This is a genomic window from Paenibacillus sp. P4_A9, assembly GCF_056402415.1.
Window position 1 is genome coordinate 53,723 of the sequence record NZ_JBFUHL010000023.1, and the last position, 22,608, is coordinate 76,330.

Consider the following 22,608-nt stretch of genomic DNA (forward strand, 5'->3'; position numbering starts at 1 on the left):
TCACCTTAATCCCCTTATGAATCGGATTCAGAGATAAATAAAGTGATGTCGCAGCGCTATTTTTAGATAACAGCAAAATATTGTAAATTCCTTCCTTTTGTTTTATACTATACATAGATAATCGATGCATCGTAATTCTATAGTTATGAAAGGAGCCCCATGTATCCATGAAAATCAGTAAAGAACTCATGAAAGGAAGTACAGTCATCCTGATTCTTACCCTTTTGGATCGTAAGGACATGTACGGGTACGAGATGACCAAAGAGATGGAAAAACACTCCGATGGCGTGTTCACGTTGAAGGAGGGTACGCTCTATCCTATTTTGCACACATTGGAATCTGAGGGTTTTGTTGAAGCTTATTGGAATGAGAAAGAGGGACGGAAGCGTAAGAATTATCGCCTAACGAAGGCCGGCAAAGGCGAGCTCAAGGTGAAGAAACAAGAATGGTCTCTCTTTCGCAATACCGTTGATCGTGTTCTAGGGGAGGGTGGCGTATGAGTAACTTTCGTCAGCATGAGGAGGTCACTACGTTCTTAAAACAAGTTTGTCGTGAAATTAAAGCGAAAGAAGTGCATGCAGAAGTTCGTCTGGAGCTGGAAAGTCATTTGCAGGAGTTAATTGAGGAGAAGCTGGGTGCTGGAATTGATTTGGATGCGGCTGTTAAGGAGTCGATCGCTCAAATGGGAACTCCTGATGTCATCGGGCAGCAGTTTCATCAGGCCCATCGGCCTCGATTTAACTGGGGATTGCTTGTCATAGTCGTTCTTCTTATGTCACTCGGTTTGGTAGCCATATTTTCTGTTCAAGCTGCTTTATCCAATACCATAGGGCAGAAACAGATCGTTTATTTGTGCATAGGCTCATGCTTGATGCTGATGATTGGCTTTAATAACTATAGCAAGTTAGCAAGGTACTCGTGGGGACTCTATGTGGCTACAATAATGTTACTTAGCTACGTTTTATTAACTGGGAATAACACGATGAATGGAATTGGCGGATATGTGAGAGTGGGGGGCTTTCAAATAAATATCCCTGCGATCTCCCCCTACTTTCTTCTCATCGCATTAGCTGGTATTTGGAGCACACCACCTCGGATCGTTGCTAACGAATCCTTCCTCCGTGCATTCGCTCGTAGGAGTTGGATCAACGTAGGAACCATCTGGTTGCCCAGTTTCTTCATTTTAAAAACACATTCTATAGCGAATTTCGTTCTATTCTTTATGGGATCTATGACCTTGTTACTCGTTTTGAAAATGAAGCGAACCATCCTCGTTGCCCATTGTAGTCTGCTTATCGCTACCGTTGGTTGGTTCCTATATAGTCTATATAAAATAAAACGTCTACTCGCTTTTCTCAATCCAAATGATGATCAGCAAGGTATGAATTATCTACTCGCACAGTCCAAAATAGCGATGCACTCCGCTGGTTGGTGGGGTCATGGCTTTGGAGCGCCCTTTAACACGTTACCTGTATTGCAATCTGAAATGATGTTCCCTTTTCTTATCTATTGTTTCGGCTGGGGGGCTGGTATTGCGATAGTGATCGTCGTATCACTATTCGTCCAGCAAATGCTTGGCATTTCTCGAAAGGTGAGAGATCCATATGGAAAAGCGTTAGTCTCTTGCCTGCTGACCATGCTTGCTACACAGTATGTGTGGAGCATGCTCATGTCTATGGGACTAGCTCCATATAGCACGTTCCAACTTCCTTTTATAAGCTTTAACGGTACGCTCGTCATTTTTCACTTCATAGCCATCGGTCTCATGCTCAGTGTGTATCGACGTAAAGACCTCGGCACTTGGCAGTTTACATAGGCGTATAGCTCACACATCTTTTCCACCCACTCAGCCGCTATCCCTTACCAATTTGTCCAACAGACATATACTTAAGAGAAATCACCTATGGGGAGGTTCTGTATGGCTATGAAATCAGACCGTCTCACAATTATTATTGAAAAAGGGAAAAAACGCATCATTACGCAATCGCCGCTTCATGGCATTGATAGACTGGTTTTCGTCATCAACCATCAATTTACGAATGCCCCTAACACGACGCAGCTCGCTAGTGGTGCAGGCCGGAGCAGCGCAGCTGGCAGTAACGCCGCTATTAAATCGCCGCATAGTCAGCAACAGCAAAGCGTCGGGGCAGGCGGTAAAGCGAAGAACAAATTAGTAAAGAGCACCAAGGGCAGATTTCATGATAGCAAAAACCTATCCGAAATTCGTCGTAAGGGCAAAGAGATCATCGTCGTCATTAATGAACAAATCGTTAAGCTCCCTAAGCGTGCAGCTAACGCTTCAGCCACTCAAGTGGCCAGTGGCGCTGGAAAGTACAGCACGAGTGGGACTAACTCTGCTATCGAAAGCCCTGGAACTAAACAGCAACACGCTGTCGGTGGGAATGGAAAGGCTTCGAATAAACTGGTTAGCAAGCTGAAGAAGAAAACGAAGTAGTATCAGCGCACGTGGAAAAAGCCATCCTTTTGAGGATGGCTTTCTTCCTTTTACGTCAAGTATTAAGCTCAAGCAACTTCGTACGCTGCATTATTTATGTAAAAAATAGTCATAGTACGCACCTTGGATCAGTAATACCACATCTCCAAATACGCCTACAGCAAAAAACAAAAAATAGTAAGATGCCTTGGTTATTTCTTTATTAAATAGCTCCTTAAAAGCTTGAATGATCAATCTTTCGAATTTAAACCAACTTAATATCCATCCAACAATAAGAAAAGTCAGAATTGTCATATCGCAGTAACCTCCAAGCAAGTCAGTATATATCCATTATAACCGATCCCTTGCCAAATAAAGACCTAATTATGCCATTTTGTGGTTTGTTCAACCGGTTACGATCAGTGCCTTTGAAAACCTCATATCCGCGGCATCTCTCACTTATTCGTTCGTCTCCCATTGCCTTACTGCTTTCATTACCTTGGAATACAATCCATAAACTTTTCGAGATAGCCATCAAATGGGAATTCCTTCGACCTAACCTTGTCCTTTAAGGCCACTAACTCTTGCTCGGCTTGATGGATGAGATCATCTGGATATCCAAATTTAATCGCATGGGTCACGAACTCATCTTCATCAACAACCTGCCAAACACCGTTCCTCTGCACATAATCTAGATCCAAATCTACAAAAGAAACCGTGTTCCCCCTCATCACTGCTGGCTGGTTAATGTTGCAATAAAATTGTTCGAATTTACCGTCAACGACATCAGCACTAACCGTAAACCAAGAATCAAACGAGAAAAATTCAAGGGTCCAATTTTCGACCGTAAATATTTTTTGCTTCGTATAATGATGAAGCTGCCTGCCGTATTCACCCAACACAACGATGTGTGAATCCGTCTTTTCTAATAAGGTTGTGTCCCATTCATAATGTAGGAGATTTCCATACTTTAACGCCTGTATTGTGATTTTATTTTCCATGGTTTCGTCCTTTTAAGTTTCAATAAGCGACCTGATTTCAACCAATAATTCATCAKGGAGCGGCTCATTCATCAGTATGTTAATAATTTCTCTCTTAACACCGGCTTCTTTCAAATAAGAAAGCAATAAGGCTGCCTTTTCCATCCTTTTCATAAGCGAATAAGCAACATACCAGACTTCAGGACTGCCAACGTGAATGCCGTTCCAAGTGGTGCTAGGAATGGAAGGCAGCCTGCACAGACCTTTATTGGTATAGATCGAGAGCCCGCCGATGATTTCCACTTGAGGTGCATGACTATGAACGACGAGCTTATATGCAGTTCCAAATGGATAGTCCCCACTGATGATTTCTTCCACTTTATCGTACTGTAAAGCATTCATCACACGATCTTTCGGGTCTTCAACCATGACATCCCAGTCACCTACCGTGTTTGTTAAACCCAAGCTTAGCATTAATCCACTTCCACCTAAGGAGTAACTAATGCCGGATTGCTCCAATTTTTCTGTTACTGCTACTAAGTTCTTCATATCTATATTCACGTTTGGTTCTCCTTATAATTCCTCGGATTTCATGCTTTTCACAATACGAATCCATTCTATTCTATCACGTTCGCATCGTGAAATGCCTATCAAGCTAACGAAAAAAGCAGTCCTTCCCTTGTCGGGGAGGGCTGCTTTAAATTTCAGGCTAATGATTATTTCTGCCGCTCTCTTTCGCATTGTACATCGCGGTATCCGCATGCTTCGTCAAGCTTTGGATGTCATCCCCATCTTGTGGATAGATACTAACGCCTATACTAACCGATACATGAAGTTCTTTCTCTTCATAGTACACGGGTTTTTGAATCCCCTCTACACGCTATGGTCCAGTTCCGTCCGCAATCACACGATAGCCTAACCAATTCTTCTTCACCCAAATAAAGGATCGCGATACTTCGCTAACGTCATACAAGTTGGCCCCGCCAAACGAAGTGCTGCCAGTCTTTGTTACCTGTGCATTAATAGCCTTGATAGGATGTAACGAAAAGAAAATATGCCTTCTAACGGTTAATTCAGCCGTTGGAAAAGGAAAAAACAACAGATAGATCAACAAGACTGACATGATGATTATGAGCCATATCTTTCTTTTTCGGAACATAGGGTGTACCTCCTACTTTTCATACTAATTTGACGCTGTCCCCATTATTTAAGTTGTATATATAGGGAATCTGGACCATCTAACTACACAACCATTAACAACTATTTCACATTCCATAACTAACCTCCAACCCATTACCACCCCACTTCCAGTACAAAAAACCAGCAAACGCGAGGTCTGCTGGTTCAGTTCGTTTCATTTTACTTGTTTAATCTACTTGTTAAAGCTGCCCTCAAATGACTCCACATCTTGTCGTGTCGGCAGTGAGGTTTGAGCGCCGAAACGAGATACGGTCAGTGCGCCTACTTTCGCCGCATAGGCGATCGATTGCTCTAGGGTGTAACCTTCTCCATGCCATACCGCTAAGGCGGCATTGAAGGAATCACCAGCGGCCGTTGTGTCTACCACGTTCACACGATAGGCAGGATAGGATCCTGCCGCATCATTCAGGTAATAGGAAACTCCTTTTTCCCCTTGAGTAATGATGACATCGGTCTTCGTCAGGCTCCGCAGGACGTCCATAATTGCCAAGGATTCCTGATCTGCACCCGCTGCCTGTCCAGAAGTCAGAATCGCGGCCTCTGTCTCATTGGGGGTAACCAAATCGACAAACGGCCAAATCTCATCCGGCAGCACTGCCGCTGGAGCAGGGTTCAAGATCACCTTCACGCCATGGCTTTTGGCAAGTTGAACTGCTCGCATTACCGTCTCTTGCGGAATCTCGAGTTGAACAAGCAAGATATCCGCGCCAATAAACACATCTTTTGCACGCTCCACATGCTCAGGTGTCACACTGGCATTTGCGCCAGGGACAACCGTAATCCGGTTTTCCCCATCTTGTACTTGAATGAGCGCCACACCAGTCGTTTGCTGAGAATCTGTCAAAACGTACGAAGTTCCTACGCCTTCATTGGCTAATTGCTCCAGCATTTGTTTCCCGAACGGGTCGCCGCCCACACAGCCAACCATTTCAACGTGTGCTCCTAGTCTCGCGGCAGCAACTGCTTGGTTCGCACCTTTTCCACCAGGGATCATGACGAATTCCTGCCCCGTCACGGTCTCACCGGCGACCGGAATGTGTTCAGACTTCACGACGAGATCGATATTAATGCTGCCGACCACGACGATTTTCGCAGTTTTTGTCTGCATGTTACACCCCCTAGATTTCGCTGTATATCTCTTGCTCCGCCCCGGACTTCAAGGTAATGACACAGTCGAGTGCGTTCACACCTTCACCTTTTGGTAAAACAGCAAGCGGATTAATCTCTACACTTTCAATCGTATCCTGCTGATCATATACCCAGTAAGAGAAGGTTTCCAAGGTTTGAAGTAAGGCATCCATATCTGTCTCTGGCATGTTGCGGAAGCCTTGCAGATACGTCAGAAGTCCCTTAATCTCGCCGAGCATTCGCTTAGCTTCTTCTTTGTCGAACGGAGCCACACGCCAGGTCACGAGCTGGAATAGCTCAGTAAGCACACCGCCAAGTCCGATCAGAACGACGGGTCCGAAGATCGGGTCATTGGTCGACCCTAAGATCAATTCCACTTTATCTCCGACCATTTCCTCTAAAAGCATCCCATCCACATCAGCTGCGTCATCAGTACTGTGCTGAATACGGCGTTCAAAGAATTCCCGTACTTGTTCCGGCTGCTTCAGGTTCAAAGCTACGCCACCGCTATCGCTTTTATGTGTAATCGTTCGTGACACTAGCTTCGCCACATAGCGTTTGCCATCGAATGGAATTGTGGTTAAGAAGGAAGCAATATCGCCATCAACTGCTAAGAAGTAATTCTCTGGAACGGAAATACCGACCGATTGAAGCACCTGCTTACCTTCGATCTCGGTCAGCGTTAAAGAACTTGTCTGCTTCGCAAATTCCTGCAATTGCGCCGCGCCATCCGTTGTCGTACGGCTATTAACAGTTTTACTACCACTTAACTCAGCATCACGGGAACGTTCGTAAAACTCGACTAATCGCGTTAACGTGGACGCTAATTGCTTCGGATTAAAGAAGAGCGGAATTGGAAGCTTCTTAACAGCTTGCAATTCTGGATCTTCTAGACTTCCTGTCCACAACCAGTACAACGGCTTATTCGATGAACGGTCTAGTGCACCTAGACGTTCTGTTAACGGAGCTTTACCATGCGTGGCGTACACAATCCCGTTCAAATCCGCCTCACCTTCAAGTGCAGCATGAATGTCGAGAATTTGTTCGGTTTGCATCGTACCCGACAAATCGAGCGGATTATTCGCCGTCCCGAATCCAGTAAGAAGCGTATCAATGCGCGAAACTGTATCCGCCTGAAGTTGTGGTACGCTGAGCCCCTCGGCGCCCATTTTGTCGCCAACGAACCCGCCAATGCCGCCGGAATGCGATAATACCGCGAATCGGCGCCCAGTAAGCGGTTTGCTATATTCACTGCTTTTCACAAGCGCGATAAACTCTTCGTAATCCTTCGCGGCCAGGATGCCTTTTTGACGGCAGAACGCATCAAACACTTGCTGGTCACCTGTCATCGACGCGGTGTGACTAGCTGCTGCTTTTTGTCCGACAGCCGATTCACCGATCTTCAAGGTAATAATCGGTTTCTTCAGCTTAAGCGCTTTATCAGCCAGCTTAGCGAAGGCTTTCCCGTCTTTGATGCCTTCAATAAACAGTCCGACTGCCTTCACATCGGGATCGTCCAGCATGAAATCTGCAAACTGTGTCATCGAGACACTTGCTTCATTACCAGTCGAAACGATGTAGCGGTAACCAACACCGTAATCATTAGCACGATTGAGCAATGGACCGAATGCCGTAGCTCCGCTATGCGAAATTAGTCCGACAGATCCGCCGACACGCTTCTTTTCACCAATGGAGGAAGCAGAGCTCGCCCACATGTGAGCTGTGCTAGAGCTGATTCCCAAGCAGTTAGGTCCGCAGATTGGAATGCCTGTGCGATCCGACCATGCGGTTAGCAAACGCTCGCGCTTTTCGCCCTCCTCTGTTCCTGCCTCTCTAAATCCGGCACTGATAATTAAGACAGAACCAACTTGCTTAGCCTCACATTGCGCTAACAAGGACGCGATCGCCTCGGCTTTTACAATAATGACGGCTAGATCGATATCTGCAGTAATCTCACTAATAGAAGCGTAACAAGGTACACCGAATATTTCTTTGCTCGTTGGATTAACGGGAAATAATTTCCCCGCATAACCTTGCGTCAGCAAATTTTTCATTAATCTGCCGCCGTAATTCATTTTCTCGCTGGCACCGACGACGGCGATTGAGATCGGATTCAACATACGATGAAGAGCTTTGTTCATCTGCTATTCACTCCTTGCCTACCAGAATCGTTTTGCGTTTCAGTAAGAATTGCGCCCGCAAATAAACGGGTGGATCAATCATTTTACCCATATAAGAACAGGACGATCTGCCCTGCTGCTGTGCTTCTTCATAAGCTTGTACAATTCCCATAGCCTTATCTAACTCTTCCTGCCTCGGGGTGTATACCTCGTTCAGAATCGCCACTTGATCTGGATGAATACAGGAGCTGCCCATAAATCCGAGTTGCTTACTCTTCTCAGCTAAGCGCCTGAAGTTATCTAAATTACGAAAATCTGCAATCGAGGATACGAAACCAAGCGGCATCACCTGATGAATTCGTGCTTGTAAAACAACCTGAGCATAATAGGGAAAGAGCTCCTCTCCTGTCGATGAGGCCTCAATCCCCAAATCCAGACAGAAATCTTCATTGCCAAGCGTCACCGTGCTAATGCGATCACTTGCAGCAAGCAATTCACCTAATCGAGACAGTCCTAATGCTGATTCAATCAGGATTGATATTTCTGTATGGCCTTCGGACAAGCCGCGTTCCCGCTCCAAATCCGTCAGCTTCGCTTCAACGTCACGAATGATATCGACATCTTCAACTTTAGGAATGGTCACACTGTGCAGCCGCGGGGCTACACAACAGGTTAAATCCTTCAACCACATCTCCGGCTCATTGTTCATACGAACATTGATTTGTGTCGAAGATAACGGCAGCGTGTTCAGTGCCTCACGCACCATCTGACGGCCAATCTCCTTCTGATCGTAAGGAACACTATCTTCTAAATCAAGCTGTACCGTGTCCGCACCGCGCGTTACTGCTTTCTGAATAAACCGTTCCACATTGCCAGGAACAATGAGCGTAGAACGTCTAACCTTTTCAACGCGGTTTCGTACAAATTTCGTTTCCATAAGCTTAACTGCTCCTTCTGACCACGAGCTCTGGCGTCTCGATCATTTCATGTTTGTGCCGCAATATCGGATGCTCAATCATGGACAATACCATCTCCGCTGTCTTCATTCCGATTTCCTTCTTGGGCACTCGGACCGTTGTCAGCTTAGGTGTACATAATTTAGCCATGCGAATATCATCGTAACCTACAATCGCAACATCCTCTGGAATCCGAATGCCGCTATTTTGAAGCTTCTCCATGATATTTATCGCTGAATAATCCGTTGAAACGAAGATGGCGGTTACTTGTTGCTCGCGCACCCAGTCGCTGATCGGACGCTCGTCCGAGAACATCTCTGAGCTTACCGCAAGCTGAGGATCAACGGGCAGCCCAGCATCTTGATGCGCCAATTCATAACCCTTTTTCTTATTGATGGAGTCATTCGTATTTTTCACATAGCGATTGGTATAAAAGGCAATCCGCCTGTGACCTTTTTCAACTAAATGCTGAGTAGCTAATCGGCCTCCAAGAACATCGTCACAGAGTACGCGGTTATAATCGGTATTTCCATCTATGGGATAGCGCGTATAGAAAGCAAAAGGAACCTTCTCTTGCTGAAGCTTACGATACATGCGCTCATTACTATCAACATTCGGAGAAGGATGGATAATCAGACCCGCACTATTCAGCTGCAAAAATTCTTCAATAATGCTGTCTTCTGCTTCGCCTTCATTGTTCGTGAGACCTACCAAAATTTTATAGCCACGCTCTTTGGCGTAATTTTCTATACCCAAAAACACCTCATGACTAAAGTCATCATGAAAGGAAGGGATGACCATGCCAATCAGCTTCATGTGCTGACGAGCCAAGCCTTGAGCAATAACATTGGGACGGTAATCAAGCTCATCGGCAATTCGCTTCACTTTTTCCCGCAGCTCTTGACTGACTCTTCCTGTATTATTCAGCACCATGGAAACCGTCGCTTTGGTTACACCCGCTAGCTCGGCAATTTCTTTTAATGTAGGCTTTTTCTCTCGAACCATGTTCTCATCCCATCCCCAATTCGCAACCGAATTTCTCAATTATTTATCAATTGGCTGACAGCATAAGGGAAACCGCTGAAATGGGCTTCTATCAGCAACCATCTCAGCGGTGTCATCTTACTAAATCTCTGTTAATCTCATGTTGCTATAAGATGTCCTTGCCGCAGTAATTGCACTAACACCAAACATACCATATTCAAACGTGTTATCGGTATGCTTTAACACTTCTTTTTCATTAATATATAGTGTAATTGTACTTCCTTGTACAGTCACTTTGAAAACATAATCTTGATCATGCTTCCAAGGATAAGAAACGCTCGTTACCTTTTTGTACCCAAAATCATTGATATAGAATGAAACTTCATTCTCGCCGTCGAATCCAACGTGATAACCGCGCATTGCACCTTGCACACGAACGGCTGCCAAATGGGAATCACCCGCATGAGGTTTCATATTTACGCTAAAGCTATAATCCTTGGAGAAGTACGCGCCCGTATACGCTTCAGCCGTTTCTGCCGTCATCAGATACATCGCGCCATTCTCAATACTCCAAGCTCCCAAGTTGTGAGCAAACGGTGTGATGCAGCCAAAATCGATCGATTGCTTTCTAAAGTCAATTGAATAGTCGGATTTGCCATGAATTCTAAACTGATCAATGAAAATACGTCCTAGACTTTTCGGTTTGCGTGTCGAATAAGCTTCCAATACGATACCTACTTCGTCGATCAGTTCACCTTCAGAGTCAGGAATCTGGAATTCAACGTGAAGCCATTCTTCATTCACAAGCTTCACATAGCCTTGCAGAATTTCCTTCTTGCTGTTAGCAAGTCGAATATAGGGGGCAATCCCCATCGTTTCATTCCCGCCCCATTGATCAAGAAAGATTTCCATAGAAACCGTTTGACCAGAGAAAGCTTTCGGCGAGAACACTGGCGAATATCGCTCATCACTAAAATCTTGACGTGTATAAAATGGTTTATAGAAAATTTTCGATTTCTCGCCGCGCGTCATGCGGTCAAACACCACTTCGAGAGAGCCCGTTCCTTGAAAAGCTTTCTCTGTTGAATGCTTAGCCTGACATAAGAACGGATCCGAAATCCGAATATTATGCGTGGAACCTGGCAGCTCGAAATCGAAATAGATTTCATCTTCGATGAAGCTATCTTTTAAATCCTGCGGACAAGGCTCACCCGCTAGACGATAACCAAGAATGGCAAGCTCTTTCGCATACGTTGGAATATCCAAGATGTTTAAGTAGCCAGAAATACCTGACATCACAATGGAATCATTGATGGGCTTCCGATATTTATCCGCAATCCCCGCGATCCCGGCAGCTACCCCTAGAACCGTACCTACATTACCTGCATTACAGTCCGTATCCCAGCCGCACATGGTAGCAATTTCAACGGTATGGTTGAAGTCCCCTTGACCATAAATCATAGACAAAATACATACGCCCGCGTTCGGAATCATGTGGCAGACGCCTCTATATTTATCGTAGCCCCAATCACGCTCAAGCATATCGCGGCAAGCTCTGAAATCGCCTGGCTTTTCAGCATGGAATTTCAACACAGCTCTCGCTACTCTGTTATACGTAGACTCTGCTGGAACTTGAGCCAGCCCTGCCTCGATAATCGCATTAACATCATTTGTTTCAAAAGCGGCAGCAATTGCCGCACAGAAAAATCTAGCTCCATATACGCCTTCGCCATCATGGGAAACGCGTGCTGCAGCTTCTCCGAAATCAGCCGCTTTCTTTGGATTGCCTGGGTTAACCAAGCCCCACGTATCAATGAAAATTTGACCGCCGATTTGTTCAGCCATGAGTTGGCCATTTTGCTCGATGGAACCTGACTGAGGAGCTGGAACGCCTTTTTTCAAATTGATATAAGCCGTATGCTCGGTACTGATCCCATAACCGCCCCACCAGAACATACCGATGCCTTCACGTGTATAGTTCAACCAAGCACGAGCTACATCATTCGGTGTAATATCGCGATCTTTGGCATCATCATAAAGTGCTCTTAGAAAATAATAAGGACCATTCGCATCATCATCAGCTGCGAAATTAATGAAATCCTTCACATAATCCGTAATTTCACCATACGTATTTTTAATTCTTTCATATGTCCAAATCGTTGGCTCAACCGGTGCACCCAGCCTGATGCCAATGTTCATGCCTAGGTAACCAGCATACAACTTCTCCAAATAATTTGATGGAATCAAACTAAACACCGCCTTTCTTATTTCAACATTAATTGTTCTTGTCTACGTGCATTCATTTCTAAATCTTGAACGATAATGGTTCTAGCTGCCTCTGCAAATCGATCGCAATTCTGCGCGATGTCTTGCTTATTCGCGGATTCCAGTACGGCAATCTCCGTCTCAGGGATCGCTGCAACGCCTTGCATACCGCCGAGTATGGCACCGATCATGACACCAATCGAATCTGTATCGCGGCCAGAGCTGACACCATCTTTAACGGCTTCCAATAAATTTCCATCATGTAAAACGATATAAGCTAATGCTAGCGGCAGTTCTTCAATCGCGAACAAACGGCTAGGTGTATAATGATTGGATGGAATACCCACTTTATCAATGCTGCGCGTCACATCGTCGCCCATAGGTGAATAATTGCGAATAACTTCATGGAAACGGGTTACGACTTTATCGCGATCTTCTTTCACGTGTTTCAGTTCATTAGCCGCTTCACAGATATCTTGAATGGCCCTTTTAGTGCCATCTTTGGCATAGAGCAGAGCTGTATTTACGATATCTTCGACGGTAGCTTCCGGCTCAAACGCTTTGGCTACACAGGCAGCCATTACGCCAGCTGCTTCTAAGCCATAACTCACTTGATGCCCCGAGGCAAAAAGAATCGCTTCATCATAAGCTGCCTTCGGATTACATGCGTTAACAATACCCATTGGCGCAATATACATTGCTGCACCGCAGTTGACCATATTGCCATAACCGCCTTCGCGCGGTTCGCAATTGGCTAATACATGGCGGTTGAAAATGTGCTTCTCCGGATAGAAGAGTCTATCCATAATTAAAGCCTCTTTACCAAACTCCGGAATATATCTAGGTCGGAAGGCAATTTCCTTCACGAATTCATTGGCAAGATCATAAGCGTCCAAGTGACGCTGTTCCGTGCAATAAACATTCATCAGAGCAAGCGTCATTAATGTATCGTCTGTGACGATCCCTTCGCCTCTCATTCGTCCAAGCCTCGCAGCTTCCGGCCAATCGGCTTTCCACCACTTTGTCATCGTTGTATCTACTCGGCCATACCTGCTTTTAATTTCACCAAACGTTAACTTCTCAACAACAGCTCCCATGGCATCGCCATAAGCCGTACCGAACACGACACCTTTGACTCTCTCAGCAAAAGAAATCATTTATCTCTCCACTCCCTCTACAGGGAGTGTGAGGCATCCCTGCCCCACACTTTGCAGTTCTATTTACTTCATCTATTTACTAATCTTTTATTTAACCGTTTTATTTGCGTACTCGGTTACTTCTTTACCGCCAGCAGCGTTCCATGACTCTACAAATTTATCGAAATCAGCTACTGTTTTCTTACCCGTTACCACATCTGCAGCAAAGCCCTTGTACAACGCAAGCGCTGCATCCCATTTCGCAGCCAACTCCGCCGGCATAATGAACGCATTATCTTTGGTTGACATGGAAGTGAACATTTCCAAAGACTTCATAGCTGGAGCTGATAGGTAAGGCGTGCTTGGATCAAACGCTTTGTCCGGTTTGAAATTAACTGTGGACTCTACGAAGTGCGGGAACCAAGAAGCAAATTTATCCGTTAATTTGATTTTGTTATCAACGATTGTGTACTCTTGACCTTCTACACCAAGCTTGTCCAGCATTTGTCCTTTGGTAGAAGCCATGAACTCAAGTACGGAGAAAGCAGCATCTTTGTTCTTGGAATTCGCGGAGATCGCGAAGCCGCGGCTTTCTTTGCTGATATCAACCGGCAAGTAGCCTTGCGCCTTCCCTTTTGCTGGTGGAAGAGGCGTAATTTTCGCATTCGCACCATTTTGACCTATCATTTTCGTATTATAGATATCGACGACTTTACCTTGTGTACCTGCAACAACTGCAGCTTGTCCGTCATAGAACGCTTTTTCTTTGGTATCGAACTTTTTCGTCAAATATTCCGGATCAAGCAAGCCTTCTTTGTAAAGCTTCGCATAGAAAGCCAACTTCTCTTTCTCGGCAGCCGTTGTTCTGCTGTAAGCATACTTGCCGTCTGCACCTTTAAGCCATGTGGATGTCAAGCCGAAAGCTTGGGCAAAAATCACATCTAGCTCGTCTAGGTTACCAGCAGTCGTATACGCAAATTTCGCACCGTTCTTATCTTTAACTTCTTTCAAAAACGCGTAGTATTTATCGATCGTTGGATTCGCCAGCACTTCTTTTCCTGATGTTGTTTTATCTAACCAATCTTGACGCACCACAGGAACTGGCGTGTTAATCGGTGAAAGCCATAGGAGGTACGGATAGTTCTTCATTCTTTCTTTATTAAAATCAGTCATAGAAGCTTTCACATTCGTGGACTTCTCGATGTAAGGCGTCAAGTCCGTTAGAATCTTCTGTGTCACTGCAAATTGATAGTCTCCGCCTTGKAAATAGATCAAGTCAGGAATGTTCCCGCTTTGCAATAAAAGACCCAGTTTCTCGGAGTACGTACCGCTTTGCACAGGCACGATATTCAGCTTAATGTTTTTGCCTTCTGCTTTCATACCTTCTTCGATGCCTTTAACTAGCTTCTGAGCGTTAGGATCATCAGCTGGGAAATCTTTTGCCACAACATTAAGTGTGACTGGGCCTTGAGCCGCTGCATTTGTAGCCGCAGGTGAAGTTGTTTCTACAGGTTCTTTCTTCGTACCGCATGCAGTTGTCAGCATCATGAGCGCCGCAACGGACGTTAGTAGCACTTTTTTCATCGTAATTCCTCCTAGAAAGTTTTTCGCCAGAAAAATGGCATCGAAAGCATAAGCTTAAATGGTGATCTTGTAGTGCATCTATTCTTTAATACCGCCCTCCATTACTCCTTTAGCGAAATGCCTCAGAATAACGGGATAGAGCAAAAGAATCGGGACCATCGCGATTACAATTGTAGCCGCCTTTAGTGCAGAGACATCGAGTTGGGCAATGTTGTTATTCTTCATTAGATTGGCCGCGCCAACCAAAGCTGAGGTATCTCCTTCAACAATGAACTGTCTGAGCAGTACCTGTAGAACCGTATTATCACGACTGGAGAGGAAAATACTCGATTTAAAAAATTCATTCCATCTAGCTACGAAATAGAACATGCCGATTGTTAGCAGGGGGACACGGGAAAGCGGCAATACAATCTGGGTAAACGTCCGCAAATGTCCAGCCCCGTCAATCTTAGCTGCTTCCAACAATGCTTCAGGAATCTCCTCAATGAACCGCATCATAATGATGAGGTAGAACACGTTAATTGTTCGATAAATGACCATGACCCAGATATTGTCAAGCAAATGAAGGTCTTTGATCACCATATATTCCTGAACGATCCCAGGCTCGAAAATCATGATAATAATGAGAAAGATCATAAGTGGTGTTTTGCCGACCAAGTTCTTACGAGTCAACACATAGGCTGTAATCGTTGTAAAGAATACACTGATACATACACCTACGATTGTGATAAACAACGAATTCAAGAGCGCGCGGCCTATCAATGGATTGCTTAGTACGACGTCAAAGTGTATTAGGGAAAAGCCCTTTGGCCAAATGTTATAGCCGTGGATCAAGCGAACTTTATCAGGGCTCGAGAATGCTCTTGCAAATATGTTCATTATCGGTACAAACATCGTCAACGTGAGGACGGATAGGATGGCCCCGATCAACAACTTGGGAAAGGTAAACTTTTTACCTACCATGAATCTGCCTCCTTACCAAGCACCTTTAGAGGTGAGTTTTTTGGAAATAAAATGTGTGGAGAGCACTAGCGTGACGCCAATGGCACTTTTGAACAAATTCGCCGCAGTGGCAAATGAGTATTGGCCGTTGATTAAACCAACCCGATACACATAGGTATCGATGATATCGATCTTGCTATTAACAGAATCGTTGGTGAAGTTTAACACCTGATCGAGACCCGCATTCATAATAAAACCGACGTTAAGAATGAAGATGGTCACCATCGGAACGAAGAGATGAGGAAGCACGATGCGGGTAACTATATGCCAGCGACTCGCGCCATCTACATATGCGGCTTCATAAAGACTTGGATTAATACCAAGGATTGCAGCAAGGAAGATGATCGAATCCCAACCAATGTTGCGCCAAGCTTCACTTGCGACGAGTACCCACCTGATCGAATCTTTGTCGGTTAGAAAGTCTTGTGCTGGGAAGCCAAAGGCTTGAATCAATGCATTGACAGCACCCGTTGACTTGGAAAGGAACTCGAACCAAATCCCCGCAATAACGACCCAAGACAGAAAGTGAGGCAAGTACGAGATGACTTGCACCGTTTTACGGAATTTACCATTCATGAACTCATTGAGCATTAAAGCGAAAATGATCGGTATCGGAAAAATCAGAAACATTTTCATCGCACTGATGATTAATGTATTTTGAATGACTTGCGCAAAGATCGGTGTGCTGAATAATTCTCGGAAATACTTGAATCCTACAAAAACGTTATCCCCCATAATCCGAAAATCATAGAAGGCTAGTTTCATCCCAATAATGGGCCATACATGAAAGATAATAAAATAGACCAAGCCAGGAAGAAGCATGAAGTAAAGTACCTTGTCAGTCCACATTTGTTTCAATTTGGAACTCATGCTATCGGATTCAACCCCTTTCTAACTCCTGCAAAGATTCCAAATGCATCTACGGAGCCATTACGTTGCTTAACCGATTAACCAATGTGATTAACCGATTAAGCAATTTAGTAAACTTAGAATATCCTAATATGAAAACGGTGTCAATCTATGTTTTTTTCCTAATTGAATAAAGTCTTCCCAACTGCGGCGCTTCCGAATGGAGCTGTCTCTGACATTTCATGGAAGGAAACAACAATCCTATGTGCCTTATCCCAATAGGGGAGTTCCATGCCTTCCTCGCTGCGAAATGCGTTGCGATCTAATTTGCATTCTGACCACCCTGCTGGATTCACTGTGAGCTCATGGGTCCAAATTTGCTGCCCGGCTTGATCAGGACGATACAACAAAGTGACTTTCCATTGTCCAGGCTGCTCGTTATACAGCTGGATACAAAGTTTGTTTGCATCACTTAACCTTGCCATCATCGGATCCACAAGTTTATTCGTTGCAAGCTGAAATAGGAGTTCAGGCTCATCCATAGCTAGGGCTTTGCCGCCTTGCGGATGTTCAACAATGGTATATTGAAAATCAGCATCATAAGGTTCTGTCCGCATAAAAGGACAACTCCACCCATCAAGCCCCTTGGAGAAATCGGCAAGTACATGGCTAGTCTTCTCTATCGTATGATTAACACCAAGATAAGCCGGTGAGAAGCGAACTGGGAAGGAACTCATTTTGACGCCATCGGCATAAATGGCATCTACGTACAGGTAACCGCTTATTTGCAGATCGATGACAGGAATCGCCGTGCTGGCTTCTGCAGAAGCATCTATCTCCACGACATGCCAATATCTCCCCGGCGGAAGTACTTCGCTGAAGTCCCACCAAGACCAACAAATTCGGAGCTTTTCTGGAAGCTCTGATGCTGCATCTAAAATAACATTCGCATGTAATCTGTCATAACCTGAAGTGGTTGACAGACTGAATGTGACACGCGGCGTTTGCCGCTTCTGTGCTCCACCTCTTACATGCACATCCATCCAGTGATCTAGTGTCTTCCCAGCCCATGTGTCGAGCTGATGATTCTGATTAGCCGCGAAAAACAAGCCTCGGTTTTCTTGCGGTATTTGTACCGCTGCCTCRCAAACAGCATCCATCCAACCCCAATAATCATTGGTAGCTGTCATGGCCAGAACAGGTGCATGCTGGCGCGACGCTAGCGTCACCCCATCCAACAAGCGGTTCCATTCGAAGGTATCCTCTAAGCTATGCGATTTGCGGATGTTACGATTCAGCCTTCCGGGAGCCAAATGCTTACCGCAGCCGTAGATCGGAACGACAGCTTTCAGCCGATCGTCCCACGCATTCAGCAACCAAGTAATACTGCCGCCTCTGGATATACCAAATACGCCAATCCGCTCAGAATCAACCTCTTCACGCAAGCTTAACCAAGTAACCATTTTTTTAGCATGTAACACTCTCGTTAGCATGACCGATTGCAAGGGGTCATATTCATCTTCCATATCAGAAAGTGGCATATTTGCTAAATCACTAAATCTCTCCTGGCCGCTGATTTCTTCTTTCCAATCATAGCTTAATGCGACATAGCCTCTATTCACCCAATGCCGGACATGATCAAGATTAACGGTCTGATCACCCCCGCCATGAATGTGCATAACGGATGGATATGCATGCGCACCCTTAGGGAAGCCTAACCATAAATACGTTGTCACCCATTCACCAGGCAGCAGTTCCGTTTCCATGTACATAGCCCAATATTCTGCATCCTCTTCGATCACACGCTCTACAATGGTTTCTTTGTATGTGCCCATCCGACTGGCAGCATCTATCCAATCTTGAAAGGTGCTCATCATAACATCAATCCTCCAAAATTATCCTTGTGGTTAACCGTTTAATCAAATATGATTGTGATTGTAAACGGTTCTAAAGATTGTTGTCAACTTATGATTTATCCGCTGATCATTATTTCATGTCCTAAAGGAGAGAATCTTCCCATGGCACCTGCTTCACAGATTTATTCTTCGATGTACAGTGAACAAGTATTCATCCCTGGCACATCCTACATATATCGCGTACAGCACCGCATTATGGAAGGCGATTGCCAATGCGATCATGGTCCTCGATTCGTTACCGTACCTGATTTTTATATAGACCGATACTCTGTTACCAATCTGCAATTTCAAAAGTTTCTTGAAGAAAGCGGCTATTGGCCTGAGGATGACAGCAACTTTCTCAAGCATTGGGTGGACAAAGTGCCTCCCTTTGGCAAAGAACATCACCCTGTCATTTGGGTAAGCCAGCGTGATGCTGAGGCCTATGCTTCCCATTACGGAAGCAGGCTTGCTAATGAGATCGAGTGGCAGCTTGCGGCGGGTGGAGATCAGAAATTGAAATGGCCGTGGGGCAAGGCGTTTCTTGCAGATCGCTGTCATTCCGCGGGCATTGATACGCAGCCTGTTGACGCTTATCCGGATGGCGTTAGCCCGTACGGCTGCTTCGACATGAGCGGCAACACATGGGAATGGGTGAGCGATGTCGTGGATGACGAGCAGCATCGATTCACCTTCCTTCGCGGCGGTTCCTATTACAAAGCTCAGCATACTTGGCACGCTGAAGGCGGGCCTCATCCAACCGATTTCCATTTGAAATTTCAATTGCTGAACGAAGGCTTGAATCGCTGTGAAACGGTCGGATTCCGCTGCGTGAAGGAGGCTAACCATGATACGAACAGATAATTCTACTGGCCGCATCACCATTGAAAACGAAAAAATGGGCTTCACGCTGCAGATTTCTGATCACCTTACCTTGTGTGCAGTGAAGCATCATGCGATTCCTGTCCGCGAGTCGTTGTCAGTTGAACAACGTGAATTGTTCGTGATGGATGTGGAGGGCGGTCATTCCTTGCCCGCAAGCAAGTGGAAGGTTGGCAAGGTTGATACGGTTTCCGATCTTACGGAAGAGATGATTTCCGTGGAGCTGAAGACCGAGGTCGGTCAGAACTCGCTATACGCGAAAGTGATTTTCCTGCATCATCTTGGGGAACAATCGATCCGTTTCTTGATTCAGCTCGCAGCCGAATGGGATGAATGGGGTCCGCGCGAGATCTACATGCGCATGCCTTATCTTGCTCAACTTCAGCTGGTAGAAGGCGAAGACAATCATTACTTCTTCCCTTCTAATCCACAATCCAAGCGAGATGGCAGCAGCATTGTTCAAATGCATGTTGAATTCACAATGCCCCTTGGCATCTTCCACCCGAACCAACAGCAAGGCTTCAGCTTAGCTTTTCCCAATTTGAACGAAAATTGGTTCATCTGGGTCCAGAATCGCAACATGGACATGAAGCCTTGGACGACTTTAAAGGAATTACAGCAGCATCAATTCCTGCTTCGCCCCGATCAGGTGTTGGCTGATGTGATGGAAATCAAATTTACAGCTATTGATCATGGTTGGACGGAGTTTTTCAGTGAGTGGCGCAAAGAAGCTCGTGAACCCATCAACTTCGAGGAATATAAGCGTCCTGAGCTGTATTGGTACAAAGACACGTTCCTTCAGCATTTCACTTATTTATATAGCAAAGAAATCTACAATTTCGAGACGAATGAGATTGAGGTTGACCGGTTTTTGGAGGACGGTGAGGCATTCGGCGGCTATGATTCCGTTCTGCTGTGGCACCAATATCCGCGCCTAGGCGTAGATCGCCGTAACCAGTGGCAGTTTTTCGAGGACTTTCCGGGTGGGATGACAGGACTAAAGGAACTTGTGGAGCAGTTCCACCGTCGTGGAGTGAAAGTGTTCCTCCCTTTTAAGCCGTGGGACATTGGATTTGACGAATCGCCTAAACAGTCTACCTTCAGCATCGTTGAAGTGGTTCGGGAAACAGACATCGACGGTGTTTTCCTTGATACGATGGACAGCGTGCCAGACGGTTTTCGTGAAGCGATCAACGAAGTCAAGCCGAGCTTTGTCTTCTGTTCCGAAGTCCGTCCGAAGAAAAGGAATCAGATCAAGCTGATCACCGGCTCCTGGAATCAATTCAAGAACCGAGAATCCATGCCCGAGGTGGATGCTTTCCGGTACGTCATGACGGAGCATTTCTCCCCCATCATTTCTCGTTGGCACGTCGGCGTTCGGAAGGATTTGCTGATTAAACGGGCTATTTTCAACGGGACAGGTATTCTGATCTGGCAGGATGTATTCGGTAGTTGGTTACCTTATCATGCCGAGCACAAAGCGTTAATTAAAAAATGGAAACAGATTTGGAAGGCGCATAAAGCCAACTACCAAAGCAGCAAGCCCCTGCCGCTTTATCCAACGCTGAGAGCTGGCTTACACTGCAACATGTTTCCTAGCGACGATGAGTCGAGTGTGATTTACACACTTTACAACGATACGAGTGAGACCATAGAAGGTGAATTGTTGGTCCATAGTTACCCGGAATTAAAAGGTATCTCTGAATTATGGCACGGGCAGCTTGTTCATCTCCAAGTGGAGTCGGGGAAGATCTCTGGGGAAGTGAAGCCTAAGGAGCTCGTGATGATTAAAGCGGGGAGGGTACATTCACATGGAACGCACACAAATGAATAACCTAGGGATGCTGCCATTAGCAGGTATCTGTGACTATGAGAAGGCGTGCACAATCGGATATGACGTTGATCACAATGTAAGCTTGCTTAAGAGATATGTTTACGCTGAAAGTCAATTGACTCAAATTTACGCTGCTCATATCGCTCATGTTCCGGAGTGGGAAGCGAAATGTGCTTCCGGGCTGCATATTTGGTTGGATGCCGAACATAGCAGCATGCTGCGGAAAAGAATCATTGAAATGCGGGAACCTCCACTGCATCTCGATACAGTACCTGATGAAAGGCTTGAAGCTTTCTTTGGCGAACTCATTCGTTCAGAGACGACGCTTGAACTTCTAATAGGGATTTATGCCGTAGCCAAACCTGAACTCATTCGCTCCCTTCGTAAACACTTGGCGGAAACTAACCCTCTAGTAGATCATCCTACTTGTCGTGTTCTCAGAATCATCCTGATGGAAGAAGAAGAAATGCTCGTCTGGGGTGAACATGCGATTCAGGCATTGACTTTAACAGAAGATGATCGTATTTCCGCTCAAAAGTGGCAGCAGCATCTAACGTATTTTTTATACGGTGCAGGCGGTATTGCTGGTGATTTGGAAAAGCCTCACGATTGGGCACCTCCGATACCTAGAACTGATGCAGATCAGCACTACGAAATGAGGGTCGAACCACGCCGCGATGCCCGATTCGTGGATACCGACAATATGAGCGCCAAGTTGGATAAGTATTATTTAGACGAAAATCGACCAACCGACGAGAGGACCTACGCGCTTCTATACAAAAGATTGAAGGAAATGGATGTACCCGAGTGGATGGGGCCAATCATCTATAAAACCAAAGGAAAACCTTGGGAATACTATCAAGACATGAGCAGGCAGCTGTGGGATGAAACACGTCATTCTATGCTAGGCGAGGTGGCCCTCTATCAAGACGGGGTTCCTTTTTATACCTATCCGATTTCCTTCAAAACAAGCCTGCTGCTCAACACGGTATTTGAGCCATTGGAAGCCCATATTGTGCTCTGGTATATCGAACAAGGACTCATGCCCAAGGATACAGGAAAGCGTTTAGAATGGTTCATTGCTAAGGAATCGGACAACGCGCTCGCCAAAATGGTTCAAGACTACGATTGGGCTGATGAGGTGCTGCATGCACAAATCGGCAGGAAATGGCTTGTTCCCGAAATCGGCAGTTTGGATAACTTGCGAAAAAAAGGCAAAGAAATCATGGATAAACTCAGCGAGGAATTCCCTAAGCTGGATTCCAACTCCGATCATCAACAATGGTGGCCCGTATTTCTTGAGGAAATTCGCGCAGGCCGCGATCGGAATCGCAGTAATTCTACGTCTGAATAAAGTAA

General features: G+C 45.4%; 21 protein-coding genes. 6 read left to right on the forward strand and 15 right to left on the reverse strand.

The genetic code is table 11. The annotated features are described in order from the left end of the window. The first annotated feature begins 167 nt into the window (after window positions 1–167). The 3 genes from AC1DVJ_RS16350 to AC1DVJ_RS16360 all read left to right on the forward strand — a co-directional run bounded on the left by AC1DVJ_RS16350 (window position 168) and on the right by AC1DVJ_RS16360 (window position 2,455). Window positions 168–500, forward strand: coding sequence for a PadR family transcriptional regulator (locus AC1DVJ_RS16350; protein ID WP_477592297.1), 333 nt, complete (start codon window positions 168–170; stop codon window positions 498–500). Continuing rightward, complete coding sequence (locus AC1DVJ_RS16355) at window positions 497–1,816, forward strand: FtsW/RodA/SpoVE family cell cycle protein (protein ID WP_477592298.1); 1,320 nt, start codon at window positions 497–499, stop codon at window positions 1,814–1,816. Before AC1DVJ_RS16350 ends, AC1DVJ_RS16355 begins: the two co-directional genes overlap by 4 nt. Window positions 1,817–1,918: 102 nt before the next feature. After that, on the forward strand, window positions 1,919–2,455 hold the full coding sequence (locus AC1DVJ_RS16360) for a hypothetical protein (RefSeq protein ID WP_477592299.1): 537 nt from the start codon (window positions 1,919–1,921) through the stop codon (window positions 2,453–2,455). 90 nt (window positions 2,456–2,545) lie between these two features. Here the strand turns inward: AC1DVJ_RS16360 and AC1DVJ_RS16365 are convergent, their stop codons facing one another. From AC1DVJ_RS16365 to AC1DVJ_RS16435, 15 genes are all read right to left on the reverse strand, one after another. Then, entirely contained in the window at window positions 2,546–2,749 is a 204-nt protein-coding gene (locus tag AC1DVJ_RS16365) for a hypothetical protein (protein WP_477592300.1), read from the reverse strand. Window positions 2,750–2,928: 179 nt separating this feature from the next. Beyond that, a complete protein-coding gene (locus tag AC1DVJ_RS16370; RefSeq protein ID WP_477592301.1) occupies window positions 2,929–3,435 on the reverse strand; it encodes a DUF402 domain-containing protein in 507 nt (168 codons plus the stop codon). A gap of 12 nt (window positions 3,436–3,447) precedes the next feature. Next, entirely contained in the window at window positions 3,448–3,963 is a 516-nt protein-coding gene (locus tag AC1DVJ_RS16375; protein WP_477592302.1) for a hypothetical protein, read from the reverse strand. Between the two features lie 160 nt (window positions 3,964–4,123). Continuing rightward, on the reverse strand, window positions 4,124–4,282 hold the full coding sequence (locus tag AC1DVJ_RS16380; protein ID WP_477592323.1) for a diguanylate cyclase domain-containing protein: 159 nt from the start codon (window positions 4,280–4,282) through the stop codon (window positions 4,124–4,126). A 12-nt stretch (window positions 4,283–4,294) separates the two neighbouring features. Next, window positions 4,295–4,573 (reverse strand): hypothetical protein, encoded by a 279-nt coding sequence (locus AC1DVJ_RS16385; RefSeq protein ID WP_477592303.1) that lies wholly within the window; start codon window positions 4,571–4,573, stop codon window positions 4,295–4,297. 213 nt (window positions 4,574–4,786) lie between these two features. After that, complete coding sequence (gene rbsK / locus AC1DVJ_RS16390) at window positions 4,787–5,722, reverse strand: ribokinase (protein ID WP_477592304.1); 936 nt, start codon at window positions 5,720–5,722, stop codon at window positions 4,787–4,789. 10 nt (window positions 5,723–5,732) lie between these two features. Next, window positions 5,733–7,883: an acetate--CoA ligase family protein gene (locus tag AC1DVJ_RS16395; RefSeq protein WP_477592305.1), complete on the reverse strand. Its 2,151-nt coding sequence runs from the start codon at window positions 7,881–7,883 to the stop codon at window positions 5,733–5,735. Between the two features lie 7 nt (window positions 7,884–7,890). Continuing rightward, window positions 7,891–8,799 carry an HpcH/HpaI aldolase/citrate lyase family protein gene (locus AC1DVJ_RS16400; RefSeq protein ID WP_477592306.1) on the reverse strand — a complete coding sequence of 303 codons (909 nt, stop codon included), beginning with the start codon at window positions 8,797–8,799 and terminating at the stop codon, window positions 7,891–7,893. Between the two features lie 4 nt (window positions 8,800–8,803). Beyond that, window positions 8,804–9,823: a LacI family DNA-binding transcriptional regulator gene (locus AC1DVJ_RS16405; protein ID WP_477592307.1), complete on the reverse strand. Its 1,020-nt coding sequence runs from the start codon at window positions 9,821–9,823 to the stop codon at window positions 8,804–8,806. Window positions 9,824–9,943: 120 nt separating this feature from the next. Beyond that, window positions 9,944–12,058: an ADP-ribosylglycohydrolase family protein gene (locus AC1DVJ_RS16410; protein WP_477592308.1), complete on the reverse strand. Its 2,115-nt coding sequence runs from the start codon at window positions 12,056–12,058 to the stop codon at window positions 9,944–9,946. A gap of 8 nt (window positions 12,059–12,066) precedes the next feature. Next, window positions 12,067–13,224 carry an ADP-ribosylglycohydrolase family protein gene (locus AC1DVJ_RS16415; protein ID WP_477592309.1) on the reverse strand — a complete coding sequence of 386 codons (1,158 nt, stop codon included), beginning with the start codon at window positions 13,222–13,224 and terminating at the stop codon, window positions 12,067–12,069. A gap of 87 nt (window positions 13,225–13,311) precedes the next feature. Further along, window positions 13,312–14,787 (reverse strand): extracellular solute-binding protein, encoded by a 1,476-nt coding sequence (locus AC1DVJ_RS16420; protein WP_477592310.1) that lies wholly within the window; start codon window positions 14,785–14,787, stop codon window positions 13,312–13,314. Window positions 14,788–14,865: 78 nt separating this feature from the next. Beyond that, the gene (locus AC1DVJ_RS16425) at window positions 14,866–15,750 is read right to left on the reverse strand and encodes a carbohydrate ABC transporter permease (RefSeq protein WP_477592311.1); all 885 of its coding nucleotides are present in this window, start codon (window positions 15,748–15,750) and stop codon (window positions 14,866–14,868) included. A gap of 12 nt (window positions 15,751–15,762) precedes the next feature. Further along, the gene (locus AC1DVJ_RS16430) at window positions 15,763–16,659 is read right to left on the reverse strand and encodes an ABC transporter permease (protein ID WP_477592312.1); all 897 of its coding nucleotides are present in this window, start codon (window positions 16,657–16,659) and stop codon (window positions 15,763–15,765) included. A gap of 161 nt (window positions 16,660–16,820) precedes the next feature. Continuing rightward, window positions 16,821–18,512: a dienelactone hydrolase family protein gene (locus tag AC1DVJ_RS16435; protein ID WP_477592313.1), complete on the reverse strand. Its 1,692-nt coding sequence runs from the start codon at window positions 18,510–18,512 to the stop codon at window positions 16,821–16,823. A 144-nt stretch (window positions 18,513–18,656) separates the two neighbouring features. Between AC1DVJ_RS16435 and AC1DVJ_RS16440 the strand changes: the two genes are divergently transcribed. Genes AC1DVJ_RS16440 through AC1DVJ_RS16450 form a run of 3 tightly spaced genes read left to right on the forward strand, consistent with a single transcriptional unit; the run spans window position 18,657 to window position 22,603 of the window. Further along, window positions 18,657–19,397, forward strand: a complete 741-nt coding sequence (locus AC1DVJ_RS16440; RefSeq protein WP_477592314.1) for a formylglycine-generating enzyme family protein — start codon at window positions 18,657–18,659, stop codon at window positions 19,395–19,397. Then, window positions 19,381–21,249: a hypothetical protein gene (locus AC1DVJ_RS16445; RefSeq protein ID WP_477592315.1), complete on the forward strand. Its 1,869-nt coding sequence runs from the start codon at window positions 19,381–19,383 to the stop codon at window positions 21,247–21,249. The genes AC1DVJ_RS16440 and AC1DVJ_RS16445 overlap by 17 nt, the downstream gene beginning before the upstream one ends. Continuing rightward, window positions 21,227–22,603, forward strand: coding sequence for a hypothetical protein (locus AC1DVJ_RS16450; protein WP_477592316.1), 1,377 nt, complete (start codon window positions 21,227–21,229; stop codon window positions 22,601–22,603). The genes AC1DVJ_RS16445 and AC1DVJ_RS16450 overlap by 23 nt, the downstream gene beginning before the upstream one ends. Window positions 22,604–22,608: the final 5 nt, after the last annotated feature.